This window comes from Dermabacter sp. Marseille-Q3180, from assembly GCF_940792985.1.
Lineage (GTDB): Bacteria > Actinomycetota > Actinomycetes > Actinomycetales > Dermabacteraceae > Dermabacter > Dermabacter vaginalis.
In genome coordinates, this window is record NZ_CALNWU010000004.1 from 180,691 (window position 1) to 194,630 (window position 13,940).

General features: G+C 61.5%; 11 protein-coding genes. 5 read left to right on the top strand and 6 right to left on the bottom strand.

The window, feature by feature from the left end; all coding sequences use genetic code 11:
- Positions 1-35: 35 nt before the first annotated feature.
- The 3 genes from NBW56_RS09960 to NBW56_RS09970 form a co-directional block, all read right to left on the bottom strand.
- The gene (locus tag NBW56_RS09960) at positions 36-1,316 is read right to left on the bottom strand and encodes an extracellular solute-binding protein (protein ID WP_250259153.1); all 1,281 of its coding nucleotides are present in this window, start codon (positions 1,314-1,316) and stop codon (positions 36-38) included.
- Between the two features lie 208 nt (positions 1,317-1,524).
- Positions 1,525-4,596 carry an alpha-mannosidase gene (locus NBW56_RS09965; protein ID WP_250259156.1) on the bottom strand — a complete coding sequence of 1,024 codons (3,072 nt, stop codon included), beginning with the start codon at positions 4,594-4,596 and terminating at the stop codon, positions 1,525-1,527.
- Positions 4,597-4,685: 89 nt separating this feature from the next.
- Positions 4,686-5,876: a glycoside hydrolase 5 family protein gene (locus NBW56_RS09970; protein ID WP_250259158.1), complete on the bottom strand. Its 1,191-nt coding sequence runs from the start codon at positions 5,874-5,876 to the stop codon at positions 4,686-4,688.
- A 72-nt stretch (positions 5,877-5,948) separates the two neighbouring features.
- Here NBW56_RS09970 and NBW56_RS09975 point away from each other — a divergent pair, with 72 nt between their 5' ends.
- Positions 5,949-6,968: a LacI family DNA-binding transcriptional regulator gene (locus NBW56_RS09975; RefSeq protein ID WP_250259160.1), complete on the top strand. Its 1,020-nt coding sequence runs from the start codon at positions 5,949-5,951 to the stop codon at positions 6,966-6,968.
- 3 nt (positions 6,969-6,971) lie between these two features.
- On the opposite strand, the gene NBW56_RS09980 is transcribed toward NBW56_RS09975, so the two are convergent.
- Positions 6,972-8,348 (bottom strand): glycoside hydrolase family 125 protein, encoded by a 1,377-nt coding sequence (locus tag NBW56_RS09980; RefSeq protein WP_250259162.1) that lies wholly within the window; start codon positions 8,346-8,348, stop codon positions 6,972-6,974.
- A 249-nt stretch (positions 8,349-8,597) separates the two neighbouring features.
- Between NBW56_RS09980 and NBW56_RS09985 the strand changes: the two genes are divergently transcribed.
- Genes NBW56_RS09985 through NBW56_RS09995 form a run of 3 tightly spaced genes read left to right on the top strand, consistent with a single transcriptional unit; the run spans position 8,598 to position 11,751 of the window.
- Positions 8,598-9,932 carry an extracellular solute-binding protein gene (locus tag NBW56_RS09985; RefSeq protein ID WP_250259164.1) on the top strand — a complete coding sequence of 445 codons (1,335 nt, stop codon included), beginning with the start codon at positions 8,598-8,600 and terminating at the stop codon, positions 9,930-9,932.
- Positions 9,929-10,870: a carbohydrate ABC transporter permease gene (locus tag NBW56_RS09990; RefSeq protein ID WP_250259166.1), complete on the top strand. Its 942-nt coding sequence runs from the start codon at positions 9,929-9,931 to the stop codon at positions 10,868-10,870. Before NBW56_RS09985 ends, NBW56_RS09990 begins: the two co-directional genes overlap by 4 nt.
- Positions 10,867-11,751, top strand: coding sequence for a carbohydrate ABC transporter permease (locus NBW56_RS09995; protein WP_250259168.1), 885 nt, complete (start codon positions 10,867-10,869; stop codon positions 11,749-11,751). Before NBW56_RS09990 ends, NBW56_RS09995 begins: the two co-directional genes overlap by 4 nt.
- An 85-nt stretch (positions 11,752-11,836) precedes the next feature.
- On the opposite strand, the gene NBW56_RS10000 is transcribed toward NBW56_RS09995, so the two are convergent.
- A complete protein-coding gene (locus NBW56_RS10000) occupies positions 11,837-12,217 on the bottom strand; it encodes a hypothetical protein (protein WP_250259170.1) in 381 nt (126 codons plus the stop codon).
- A gap of 277 nt (positions 12,218-12,494) precedes the next feature.
- Here NBW56_RS10000 and NBW56_RS10005 point away from each other — a divergent pair, with 277 nt between their 5' ends.
- Positions 12,495-12,929: an RpiB/LacA/LacB family sugar-phosphate isomerase gene (locus NBW56_RS10005; RefSeq protein WP_250259172.1), complete on the top strand. Its 435-nt coding sequence runs from the start codon at positions 12,495-12,497 to the stop codon at positions 12,927-12,929.
- A 52-nt stretch (positions 12,930-12,981) separates the two neighbouring features.
- Here NBW56_RS10005 and NBW56_RS10010 read toward each other — a convergent pair whose 3' ends face one another.
- Positions 12,982-13,737, bottom strand: a complete 756-nt coding sequence (locus NBW56_RS10010; RefSeq protein WP_284346113.1) for a triose-phosphate isomerase family protein — start codon at positions 13,735-13,737, stop codon at positions 12,982-12,984.
- Between the last annotated feature and the right edge of the window lie 203 nt (positions 13,738-13,940).

The window sequence follows — 13,940 nt, forward strand, 5'->3', positions numbered from 1 at the left end:
GGGCGACTGCAAGGGCCGCCCGGCCGTGAGTATTGTCAGTTGAGCTGATCGTTGCCGTACTTCACGGCAGCGTCGAGCGCCTCCTTCGCTGTGATGTCTCCTCGCATGGCGAGTGCCATCTGCTGGCCGAGGTTGGTTTTCATGTCTTCGGTCCACATCACGTTCGTGGGGTCGACCGCCGTCTTCATCGATTCCGCGGCGAGTTCAACCGCCTTATTTTGCAGCTCGATGTCGGACTTCTCGGCGAACTTGCTCGGGTCGGCGGCTGCTTCCTTGGTGCCGGGGAGGAACCCCTGCGCGAGCTTCACGAATGCAATCTGGTTCTCGGTATTCGTCGCAAACTTGGCGAAGGCGAGTGCCGCGGCGGGGGCCTTCGACTTCGACGACACCGCGATGCCCTGGACGAACAGGGGCGGCTCTCCCATGCGCTTCGTGACAACGGTCTTATCGAGCAAGCCCGGGTTGTCGGTCTTCAGCTCAGTGGGGAAGCTTGAGGTAGCGGTCGTCCAGAGCACTTTTTCTTGCTTGTACAGTTGGGCGTTGCCGGTGTAGTTGTCGCTCAGTACCTCAACCGGCATGGCTTTCGCCTTGTAGAGGTCGACGTACTTTTGGAGAAACTCGACGTTTTCGTCGGTATTGAAATTGAACTTCCCCTCATCATCCGAGGTGACGATGATTTCCGGGAGCGAAGAAATGATCGGCGCCGATCCACCTTGCTTTGAGGCTTCCATAGCCAGCTCGTAGAGTTCATCGAAGTTCTGAGGAAGCGAGTCCTCGGTCACGCCAAACTTTCCGAGTTCCTCGATGTTCCACCACGACATATCGGTGCCGAGGTACCAGGGATAGCCATAGCTGCCGTCGATTCCCGGCATTTCGTAGGCTTTGACGCCGCCGTCAACGTACACGTCTTTGAGCTGATCATCGGCCTTCGCAAGGTCGAGGAGCATGCCGTTTTTTGCGAGGGAGTACGCGAAGTTTGGCGGTACGTTCACGACGTCGGGAAGTGCGTTTGCGTTCGCTTGCCCGAGGAGCTTGTCCTCGTAGCCTTCTCCGGGCTGGTCCATCCACTTGACTTTGACGCCAGGATTCTCCTTCTCGAACCTTGCCACGAGGTCTTCGAAGTAGGGGGCGAACTTTTCATTCTTGAGCGACCAGGTTTGGAAGGAAATCTCGCCTTCCACCTTGCCTTCTTTGGCCTTCTTGGCGGCATCGTCCTGTTCGGCGCTTCCGCCGCCACCGCTCAAGCCGCATCCGGCGAGGGTGAGCCCCATGAGCCCCACGCCTGCACCGAGAACCGCGCGACGAGTTGTTTTCATTGCCGTGTACCTCTTCCTTGAGATGTTATGAGCGGCTCCACGCTGGTGATAACTAAACCGCTAAAGTTGAGTGTACACGGCTCTTCCCGTCGCCGTAAGACTAAAGCCCTAGGTTTCCGACCTTGCAGGCGGCGGCAAGGCTGAGCCCGCGAGCAGAACACTCCACCCGCGGGCTCAAACCCCCACAACCTCTATGCAATCGAGACTTCTATGGAGTCGAGGTGAAGCTCGCGCGGAGGGTCACGATCTGGAACGGTCGCGCTGCGATCTCAATCCGCTCCCCCTCGGCGCGCTGCGCCTGGTAGTGCAGCACCGAATCCGCGGTAAGCTCGCGCTCGAGGAGGTCCACGGCGACGATCTCCTTCGCGCCCGGAATGACGACGGCGCCTTCGCCTCGCACGCCCTCGGATTCGTAGAGGCGCACGATCACGTCACCCGATTTGTCCTCGGCGAGCTTGAGCGTCTGGATGCGCAGCGAGGTGTCATCGCCCTCGATCCGCGCGAGCGCGCTCTCCACGAGCGACGCGTCGATCTCGCGCGGTGCTTGGTTGAGGCGCGTTCCCTCGTCGATCGCCTCTGCAATCGAGGCACCCGGCACGAGCGAGTACCGCATCTGATACTTCCCCTCCTCCGCGCGCGGATCGGGGAACTCGGCCGCGCGAATCACGGTCGCGCGCACGATCGTCGTCGTGCCGCCGTCATCCTCGCGTAAGGCTCGACGCACGTCGTGGCCGTACGACGAATCGTTCGAAAGCGATACCGCCGCACCGGCCTGACCACCCTCGTGGACGCGCACCCAGCGGTGCGCGCACGTCTCAAATCGACCAAAGTCGTCAAGGGTATTGACGGGGATGGGGCGATCGATGTGCCCGAACTGAATCTCGCTCGCCATATGCGAGGCACGCAGGTCGAACGGGAACGCGAGCTTGAGAACCTTTTTGCGCTCATGCCAGTCGACATCGAGCACGATCTCGAGGCCCTTCGCGCCCGGCGCAAGCACGTACGTGAGCGTGATTCGCGAACCTGCACCGTTCGACGGGGCACCGGGGTACGGCTTCTCCTTCGTGTGCACGCCTTCGGTGCGGGTTTCGTAGGTGGCACGCACGTGCACCGCGCCGCCTTCGCGTTCCACACTCACGGGTCCGACGGCTGCCAGATCCCTGCCGACCCTTCGATAAAACTCGTCGATATCCCACGAGTCCCACGCGTTGGGAGTGTCGCGGTGAAGCTGAAGCAGCGCGCCCTTGGCGCCGGGCGCGAGCAGTTCGCGGCCGTCCTCGCTTTCGCGGAGGCTCACGAGGTGGCCGTCGCCATCAATCCGCGCGAAGACGTGGCCATTATTGAGGGCGAAGGAACCGTCGGACTCCTCGCACGTGACCGCATCCTCGCTCGCGCCGGTGCTCTCGCCCGCACCCGCGTTGCCGTGAGCGCGCGAGATCGCCTCGAGTGCCTTTTCCACGAGCGCCTCGCCGCGCTCGGCGATTCCTTCGTAGTTGTGCTCGGTTTCCCTGTGCACCCACGCGATTGCACTGCCGGGGAGGATGTCGTGGAACTGGAGGAGCAGCACCTTTTCCCACAGCTCGTTGATCTCGTCGTAGGGGTACTCGAACGCCTCGTCGAGTCGGGCCGCGAGCGCGCTCCACTTTTCAACGTCGTGCATGAGCGCCTCGCTGCGGCGATTGCCCTGCTTGCCGCGGATCTGCGAGGAGTACGTGCCGCGGTGAAGCTCAAGGTAGAGCTCGCCGTTCCAGAGCGGCGCCTCGGTGTACTCGGCGCGGCTGCGTTCGAAGAAGTCCGTGGGGCTCGAGAACTCGACCTTGGGCGAACCTTCGAGGTTTGCGGCCCTTCGACCCGCGGCGAGCTGCTCGCGTGTGGGGCCGCCGCCGCCATCACCCCAGCCGGTCGGGCTCAGCGCGACGTGGCTTCGGCCCTTGTCCTTGTAGTTCTTCTCGACGTAGGCGAGCTCCTTGCCCGTGAGCTGGCAGTTGTAGGTGTCGGCGGGCGGGAAGTGCGTGTACTGAGTGGTGCCGTCGATACCTTCCCACCAGAAGGTGTGGTGCGGGAACACGGAGTATTGGTTCCAGCTGACCTTTTGGGTGAGGAAGTTCGTGTTGCCGGCGGCAGCGCAGATCTGCGGGAGGGCACCCGAGTAGCCGAACGAGTCCGGAAGCCAGGTATCTTTCGTCTCAATGCCGAACTCGCGCAAGAAGAAACTCTTACCCTGGATGAACTGGCGGGCCATGGCCTCGGATCCGGGCATGTTCGTGTCGGATTCGACCCACATGCCGCCCACGGGGATGAAGCGGCCGGAGGCGACGTGTTTCTTGATGCGCTCGAACAGCTCGGGATAGAAGTCGCGGATCCACTGGTACTGCTGGGCGGATGAGCAGGAGAACGTGAGGTCGTCGTAGTGCTCAAGAAGCCAGCACACGTTCGAAAAAGTGCGGGCACATTTGCGCACCGTCTCGCGCACGGGCCACAGCCACGCCGAGTCGATGTGGGCGTGGCCGGTCGCAATCACGGTCATCGCGGAGGCGTTCGCGGGCTTGTCGAGCTCACGCCTCAGCACCTCGCGGGCGTCCTTCGCGGTGGCGTGCAGGTCGTCGGGATCGGCAACATCGAGCGCGTCGTCGAGGCAGCGCAGGATGTCCTGGCGGCGCGTGCTTTCTTCGGGAAGCTCACGCATGAGGCCGTCGAGTGCAACGACGTCCTGTTCAAGCTCCCAGATCACTTTCGAGCGCCACGCGAGGCGAAGTTCCGTGAGGTCGTAGATCGGGTCGTCACCCGCGCTTTCCCACTCACCGAGCTTCGTCGGGGCGAATGTCCAGTCTCCCGCAACGTTCGGGTTGGCGGCGAGCTCGAGGTAGTACTCGAAGCTCGTGGTGCCGGGTTCGAGCGTGAGGTACTGGTTGTAGGGGTTGATCGCCTTGACGGGAACACCGTCGGCTCCCCAAATGAGCGCTTCGGCTTGGAAGCCCGGCATGTTCGTAAACGACAGGTTGAGCTGGAGTTCCACGTCGCGCTCGTCGTCGCTTATCCATTCTTCGGGGACCTCGCCCGTGACATGCAGCCAGAGCGTTGACCAAGGACGACCCCAACGCGCGCCCACCTCGATCGGGCTGTAGTTTTGCGCCTTTGCTTCAGTGAAGGGGACGGGCTCGCCGGGCACCTCCCACGCTTCGATCGTGACGGGCGCGGTATCGAGGTGGCGCCGGGCGGGAAGCTGTTCGGCGAGGAACCGTCGGACCCGGTCCTCGCTGTGCGCGCGGTTGTTGAACATCGGTTGGCCTTTCGTCGAGGGTCTGCTGCGCGTTCGGGTTGCGGGCGGGCACGGTCGTGATCGGCGGGTGGCGAACGACGGTGCTCGCGCTATCCGAGCTCGAGGCTTCGGTACTCTCCACGGCGAGCGAAGTCCATCCATTCGCCGAAGACATCGGATCCTGTATTGGTGAGGGAGCGGTTCGAACCATCGGCCTTCAGCCCTTCCACGATCACGCTCTGCGTCGAGGTTGGGGTCGTGGCAAGCCCGCCGGCTTTCTCGAGAGCGATGAGGTCGCGTAGGCGCTCGCCCGCGGGTTTCACCGCTCCTTCGGAATCGATGAGACCCAGGCTATATTCCAGATCTGGGAAGTCGGCAAGTGTTCTCGAGACATCGTGGGAGCACCACCAGGTGATACCCGAGAGGTTTCGGTACCCGCACGCTGCGCGAACGGTTCCCTCAAGGAAATCGGCGGCGTTCTCGGGGCTCACCCACGGCGTTGGCGCGCCCACTTCCTGGAGCCACACGGGACGGTCCGACGGTTGCCCGCTCACCCTGTGCCACAGATCCGCGACCTCGAGCAGGTAGCGCGCGAAGTGGGGAAGCTCGGGTGCATCGACTCCGTAACGCTGGGCGGCACCGCCAAAGATCCACGAGTGCACGGTTGTGGAATCGCCAAGTTCGACCGCGGCCCGGGGCGTGAACGGATGGGAGTCGACGAACCAGGTGTCATCGTCAAAGCAATGGTGGTGGGATCCGCGCGGGAAGGCGCCGCGGATCTCGGCAAGCATGTCGTCGAGCCACCCGTAGGCTTCTTCAGGGGTAATCTCATGGCGCTCGGGGTGGCGCGGGGCCGCAAACTGGCCAATTTCGTTGCCGATGGTCATTCCGGTGACGTGCTCGCGTGACGTGAGCTCGGAGGCGAGGGTTCGCGCGAGTGCGCGCTGGCCACTGACAACATCGCCGTCTGTAAAAATGTTGCGCCGGTGCCACGTGCTTACCCACGCGGGTAAGAAGTCGAAGCTTGAGAGGTGGCCCTGGAGGAGGTCTACGGAGACCGCAAGGCCCACGCTTCCGGCAGCATCGGTGACGGCAAGAACATCGTCGATCGCTTGTGGATCGATGAAGGTGCGATTGGGCTGCAAGAGCGGCCACAGGGGGAAGATACGCACGTGGTCGAGGCCGAGATCGGCGAGGGTGGCGAAGTCGTTTTCGACCGATCCGAGGTCGAGGTTCGCCCAGGAGTGGAACCATCCCTTTCGAGGGGTGTAGTTCGCGCCCCACGCATGCTGTTGATTCATCGCGTCACCTCGTTGTCACTGATGTTCACACGCCCACCTAAAGCGCTTTAGCTCAAAAGGTATCATGAACGCATGGCCCGACCCACTATCGCCGATATCGCCCACGCCGCTGGCGTCTCAAACACGGCGGTCTCGTTTGCGCTCAATGGGCGACCGGGAGTCGCCGAACCCACGCGCGAAAAGATCCTCGCAATCGCTCGAGACATGGGTTGGAGCCCCAATAGGGCAGCCAGGGCGCTCTCCACATCACGCGCCGATGCCCTCGGCCTCATCATCACCGCGCCCTACGCCGAACTTGCGCGCGACACGTTCTTTCTGCAACTCATCGCAGGCGTTGAACGCATGCTCGCCGCGAGCCCCGTCGCTCTCGTTCTCAAAATCGTTGAAAGCTTCGAGGACGAGCTCGCCGCGATCCGCCAATGGCACGGCGAGTCCCGTGTCGATGGGCTCATCCTCGTCAATCCGCGCCCCGAGGATCCCCGGCCCGAACTCACGAACCGGCTTGGCATTCCCACCGTCTTCATCGGCAAACCGGGCACACACGAGCCGTTCTCCTCCGTCTTTATCGACGACGCCCTCGTCATGGACACTCTCATCGAGGATCTTGCCGCGCGCGGAGCGCAGCGGATCGCCTACCTCCACTCCCACGCCCGCTACAGCCACGGCGAAGCTCGCCTCGCGGCCCTCCGGCGTCATCGGTCGGGCCTTACTGCGATCGAGCACGGTGTTCCCTCGAGCACCATCGACGAAGCTCGCACCGCGATCCGCGATTTCCTCTCGATGCTCGACCTCGCTCCTAAGACGACCTTTGTGTGCGAGAGCGAGGACCTCACGCTTGCGACTCTGCGCGCGCTCGGCGACCTCGGCATCCGGGTTCCCGAAGTCGCGGGCGTCGTCTCATGGGAGTCCTCCCCCGGGCTCACGCTGCGCTCTCCCGCGGTGTCAACGCTTGAGCGCAGCCCCGCGGATATGGGCCAGGCAGCGGTAGAGCTCCTTCGCGACATGCGCGACAATCCGGGGCCTGAGCCGCGCACGCGCGAGCTTGAGTGCCCGCGCTTGCACGCGCGCGACACACTCCCCGTGATCGCTTAGGGGCTAAAGAAGTGGCTCGCGCATCAGCGCCGGCCTCTCAAAGCCCGCCACGTCGAGGGCGAGCTCGCAGAACATCGCATTCGACCAGGAGAACCACTCGCGCGTGAACTTCTCCGGGTCATTGCAGTCGATGCCCTCGTGCATATAGCCGGTTCCGCCGGTCGTCCCGAGCAGCAGCTCGAGGACCGCACGTTTTTCATCAATATCAGTCGAGGTGAGCCCTTCGATCGACTTCGCGATGGGCCACACATACCCCTCGGGTGTGTGCGGGGAGCCAACGCCCGCGAGCGCCGCCCCCTCGTAGTAGAACGGGTTCTCCTCGCTCAGCACGGCGGCGCGAGTCGCGAGGTAAAGCGGGTCGCGCGCATCGATCACGCCGAGATACGGGAGGGAGAGGAGCGAGGGCACGTTCGCGTCGTCCATGAAGAGCGATGCCCCGGCGCCATCAACCTCGTACCAGAACCGCGAAACACCACCCTCGCGCGTGATTCCGTGGGCCTCGATGCCCCTCAGGATTCCCTCGCGCAGAGTTTCGGCGCGATCTGCAAGAGGCAAGCGTCGGACCTCGCCCTGCTCCCCCGGCTCCTCGCTGAACCCAGCCTTCTCACACGCCTCCACGAGTGCGGACACCGCGCGAAGCGCCGAAGCCATGAAGAGATTCCCGGGGATGTTGAAGCCGAGCGTGCACGCGTCGTCGCTTGGGCGAAACCCCTGCCACACAAGCCCGCACGGAGTCGTGAGGCGCCCGCGGCCGTCTCGCACAAGGGTGTCCTGGTCGGGGCAGTCGGTGCGACGGAAGTAGTACTCCGAGCACCCTTCGTGATCGGTTTCCGTTTCGAGCACGTCGAGGATGAGTTCGAGCGCCGGGAGGGTATCGGCGGTGATCCACGACGTATTCCCCGCGGCGAGGAGGCGCGCGGCCAGGTCAAGAGGATAGGCGAGCGAGTCAATTTCGAATTTACGCTCCCACACCCACGGCCCCTGCGCGGGCTCGTCGTCATCCCATCGCTTGCCATTAGGCTCCTCGTTGAAGGCGTTCGCGTACGGGTCAATGAGGATCATCCGCCAGTGCGTGGTAAGCAGGCCGCCAATCAGGTCGCCGAGGGTTTCGTCTTCGCTGACCAGGCGAAGGAGTGGCGAAAGTTGTGCGCACGAATCCCGCAACCACATCGCGGGAATGTCGCCCGTCATCACGAACGTGTCGTTCTTTCCGCGCTTGCGCACGGTCGTGCGAGCCGTGTTGTCGAGAAAGCGCACCACTGCCTCGGCAACATCGCCGCCGGCCGCTTCGCGCACACGCGCGGCAACGCTTTCGAGGAGGGCGGGGGCAAGTTCAACGCCCTGGGGGTGGGGAGTTCCGACGGTGGGAAAGCGTGACACGTGAGGCTCATTTCGCTCGAGGCTTCTCGGCAGCCGACTTTGGCCGCGCCCCTACTTTCTCGCATTGCGCGGACGACGTGCAACACGCAGCGACCGTGACCCGCCCTTTACATTCCCAGGTAGACAACCTAGGGTCGAGAGTGAACTAGCTCATAGTTGAGCCTTAATCGATCAGCGTCTACAACGGAGTGAGACATGAATCGGCCACTCGGAGCGACACCCCAATCGTCGCGGCGAACCTTTTTGAAGGTGACCGGAGGGATCGCGAGCGCCCTTCCGCTTGCGATGCTCGCGGGCTGCTCGAGCGGCCGCGATTCGTCAACACTCCGGGTTGCCTACCAGCAATTTGGCTCGGGCACGACCCTCAAGCAGTGGCTCACGAAGATCATCGAGGAGTTCACGAAGAAGCATCCCGAGGTAAGCGTTGAACTCGTACCTATCGTGGCAGCGGAGAACGACTACTTCACAAAGAACGAGCTCCTCATGTCGTCGCCGCGCAGCTGCCCCGATCTCGTTTTCGAAGATACGTTCATTCTCCTATCGGATGTTGCGGCCGGATATATTCAGCCAATCGATGATCTCGTGCGTGGATGGGAAGGATGGGAGAACCTCTACCCCGCCTCGCAAGCAGCGGCCGTTGACCCGGAAGGGCGCGTGCACTGTGTGCCAACCGAAACGGATACGCGCGGCATCTACTACAACAAGAAGGTATTTGAAAAGGCGGGGCTGCCCACCGAGTGGCAGCCCCGCACATGGGACGAGATCGCCGAGGCCGCTACCGCCATTCGCGACGCGAATATCGACGCGACCGGCATGTTCATGTATTGCGGCAAAGCCCAGGGTGAGAAAGCTTCGATGCAGGGCTTCGAGATGCTGCTCTACGGCACGAAGGACACGCTCTACAACCCCGAAACCAAAAAGTGGGTCGCGGGCTCGCAGGGCTTTATCGACACACTGGAGTTCTACAAGCGCCAGTTCGACGAGGAGCTCACGCTCCCCACCTCTCAGCACCTCGACCCGAATATCGCCGAGGCTATTCAATCGACAACCTTCCCTTCGGAGAAGCTTGGCATCCTCATCGATGGTTCGTGGATCTCGAACCAGTGGACGGAGGACGGCCCGGCTCCGTGGCCAACCTGGCAGGACGACGTCGGCCTCGCGCAGATGCCCACCCAGAACGGTGAGGATCCGGGTTCCACAACCCTTGCGGGCGGCTGGGGTTGGACGATCCCCACGCATGCGCGTGATCGGGAACTTTCGTTTGAGCTCATCAAAGAGCTGTGTACGCTCGAAAGCCTCGTATACCGCAATAAAAGCGGCGCCAACCTCACGACGAGAAAGGACGTCGCGCAAAACGAGGAGTACAGGACTTACTCGCCAACCGTCGGCTTCTTCACCGATATTTTCGAGACCGCTTACTACCGTCCCGCGTTCGCGATCTACCCTGAAGTGTCCTCCGCCCTCCAGGACGCGATGGACACTGTGATGGTGGGCGATAAAACGCCCGAGCAGGCCGCAGCCTGGTACGACGCCAAGCTCACCGAGCTTGTAGGCAAGGAGAACATCGAGGTGCGTAAGGCATGAGTACATCCGTTGAGCCCGTGACTGCTCCCCCTCGCCCCCGTTCCGCACGCAAAGGGGGACCTCTGGGCAATCGCCTCACCGCGAGACGCAGCCTTCTCATGCTCCCCGCGTTCGCGCTCATGGCGATCTTCATGCTCGGCCCGATCGTCTACTCGATCTACTTGGCCTTCACGAATAAGGCGGTGCGTGGCGAGAACGCCAAGACCGTGAAGTTCGTAGGGATCGACAACTTCCTCACGGCATTCGGGGACGATCGCTTCTGGAACGCGGTCGTTCTCACCCTGATCTTCACGATCGTCTCCGCCGTGATCGGCCAGAACCTTCTCGGTATGGTGCTCGCGCTCCTCATGGAGAAAGCGAATAGGCTCATCACCTTCATTGGCACATCGGTCGTGATCCTCGCGTGGATTCTTCCCGAAGTCGTGGCCGGCTACTTGCTGTACACGTTCTTCGCGGATCAAGGTTCGCTCAATACGCTCCTCACGAGCATCGGGTTGCCGGGCCAAGACTGGTTGTTCAGCGCGCCGATCCTCGCGGTGTCTTTCGCGAACATTTGGCGCGGCACCGCATTCACGATGCTGATCTATTCGGCGGCGCTCACGTCGATCCCAAAGGACGTGTACGAGTCAGCCGAGATTGATGGCGCTGGCGCGTGGAAGCGATTCATCAGCATCACCGTGCCGCTCATGCGCACGGCGATCGCCACGAACCTCATGCTGATTACGCTGCAGACGCTCTCGGTGTTCGGCCTGATCTTCATCATGACGGGCGGCGGGCCTTCCGGCCGCAGCCAGACCCTCCCGCTGTACATGTATGAGCAGGCGTTCTCGTACGGCCAGCTCGGGTACGGCACCGCGGTCGCGCTCATCCTGCTCGCAATCGGGGCGATTGCCTCTCTCATTTACCTGAAGCTTCTGCCCGAGGAGGACAAGCGATGACCACCGCAGCTTCCACCACAAAGCGGGCGAAAAGTGACCGCATCGATCAGCCGCACACGGCGCGCGGGCGCCTTGCTTCCGCGCTTTCTTCGATCCTCATCGCTCTCATCAGCGTGAGCTTCGCGATCCCCATTATTTGGGTGGTGCTCGCCTCCTTCGACACCGAGGCGACGCTCGCCGTGAAACTGCCGAAGCAGTGGAGTTTCGGTAACTATCAGGCGATCTGGAACGAGCAAACGACGTTCCGCCCGCTTTTCAACTCGCTCGTGCTGTGCGGGTTCGCCACGATCATCACGATGGTCGTCGCGGTACTGTGCGCCTACGCCTTCTCTCGCTATCGATTCCGCGCTCGGCGGCCACTTCTGATGGGCATCCTTTTCTCGACGGGCCTGCCGATCACGGCGATCATGATTCCCGTGTACTCGATGTTTGTGCAGGTGAATCTCGTGGATTCGATGCCTGCGGCGATCTTGTTTCTCGCGACGTCGTCGCTTCCCTACGCCATCTTCCTCACGAAGGGCTTCGTCGATTCGGTGCCCGTCGAGATTGAGGAAAGCGCGTGGACCGAGGGAGCGGGCATGATCCGCACGATCACGTCGGTGGTCCTGCCGCTCATGAAGTCGGGCCTCGCGGTCGCCACGATCTTCACGTTCGTGGGCATGTGGGGCAACTTCTTCGTGCCATTCATGCTGCTGCTGAGTCCCGAGAAACTTCCCGCGGCCGTCACCCTGTACACGTTCTCTTCGCAGTACGGCCAGGTCGCCTACGGTCAGCTCGCGGCGTTCTCCATCTTCTACTCGGCGCCGATCGTGGTGCTGTACCTCGCGCTCGGCCGCAGCCTCGGCACCGGCTTTGCCGCGGCCGGCGGCGTAAAGGGCTAGAAATTCCGACGGTTGCTTACGCGAAGGCGCCCCGGGCTATGAAGCTCGGGGCGCCTTCCTTTAAGGTTGCTTCGAAAGCGAAGCGTCACTTCGCTTCGTGCACCTCGGCGTCGCCGCCCGCCACGCTCGAGTCGCTCGAAGTGTCGGTAGCCTTCACCTTGGGGGCATCGGCCTTGTGCGAGGCGCGAACCTCATTCGCCTTGTCCTTCGCCGTCGAGGCGGCTCCCTTCGCGGCGGTCTTCGCCTGCTCGGCAACCTCGGGAGCCTTATCCTTCACGGCATCGGCGGCATCCTTCGCGGCCTTCGACACGGTCTCGCGGGCCTGGCCAACCTTCTCCTGCACGCGCGGGTCGTCGACGTACTGCTTCGCGGTCGCTTCGAGCTTCTCGTAGGGCTCGCGACCCATCTTCGAGCCGATCACGAAACCGATGGCGATGCCGGTCGCAAGAATAAGCTTGTTCTTCATGGTTCCTCCTCCATAGAGGTGTGTCTGCGGACACGACCATCGTGGCATACGGTGCTGAGGGGAACTCGGCATGCCGAGAAACAAGTTCTCAACCTCGTGACCACTTGCCCACGCTCTACGCGTGACGGGGACGAACGATCCAGCGAAGAGCACAACATAAGGAGTCCTCCAGCTCCGGGTCGCGAATGCAAAACTTAAGGAAATCAGAAGCCCGGCAATATACACTCTTATAAGGCAAGCAATGAAGTTTCCCTACCACCCAAAGAGAGGCTGAGACATGAGACTAGCTTTTGGCTGCGACCCCAATGCTACAGAGTTCAAGAAGGCGCTCATCGCCCACGCAGAATCCCTCGGGCACGAAGTGACCGATTATCCGTCAGAAGACCCGGTCTACGCCAATGTTGCTGTCGCGGTAGCTACTGATGTCGCCGCCGGAAAATTCGACCGTGGCGTACTTCTTTGCGGCACCGGCATTGGCGTATCCATTGCCGCTAACAAGGTACGAGGAGCCTACTGCGCCTGCGTGACAGACGTTTACCAAGCTCAACGTGCGACGCTTTCGAACAACGCAAATCTCATCGCGATGGGCGCTCAAGTCACGGGGCTCGAAAGCGCAAAGGTGTACTTGGCCGAGTATCTTGATAACACCTTCGACCCCAATTCGAGGTCTGGCGTGAAGGTTGACGCAATCAAGAATTACGAAAACCAATAATTAACAACAAAGGAGGGCTGGACTTTCGGATTCCAGCCCTCCTTTATCATAGCTAGCATGCCACCGAGGCAACCTCTTGCACTACTTTGATAAAGTTTCGTGGCTCATGTGCGAAACGCCCCAGAAATAAACCGTCGACGGCACCGTCAAGTTTCGAAAATAGCCCCGGTCCAGCACTTCCTCCATAGATCACACTCGACCCCTCTCGCTCGGGCCGGCTATCTATCCAGGACTGCAAAGACCCGCAAATCCGCGCAATGTGATCCACAGAGGCGGGCCTATCCGCCCCGATAGCCCACACCGGTTCATAGGCGATAATTAGGGGACCCGCCGGAGCACCAAGTGTCACGGCTTCGACTTGCTCAATAGTGAAATCGGCTGCTCGATTCGGGTCGAGCCGATCTGTCTCACCAACACAAATGAGTGGGGTTAGACCGGACTTCATAGCCGCTAGAACCTTTGCGTTGATAGTCGCATCGTTCTCTCCGAAGAGCCTGCGGCGTTCAGCATGGCCCAGTTCCGTGAGCCCCACACCCATCTCCGCGGCATGAAGAGGAGAGACCTCCCCCGTGTAAGCTCCAGATTGAAACTCAGACGAATCTTGAATCCCGACCTCCATTGGGGCGTGCGCAAACGCCGAGACGGCTGCCGGAATGTGGAGATAGGAGGGCACTATGAAATTCTGGACGGGAGCATCAACGGCACCGAACTCAGATTGAAGTAAACCCGCGAGCTCAGCGAAATACGACTCAGCCCGCCTCAGATCGAAGTACATCTTCAGACTAACTCCGACACATCTCCGACGCATGTAGCTCCCTTAACCCTAAACGCATGAGATTATGCCTTAGCCTAGCAGCAATGAGCTCCATAGTAGGAACACTTTCACGTCATTTAGACATGGAAAGCTGCATGAGATGCTCAAAATCCCTAGACTAAGCGCACAGATGTGGCGTAAACTACAAGAGGTAGCTTACAACTCGCCAATCAGGCGATAGGCCTAATTCAAGGAGG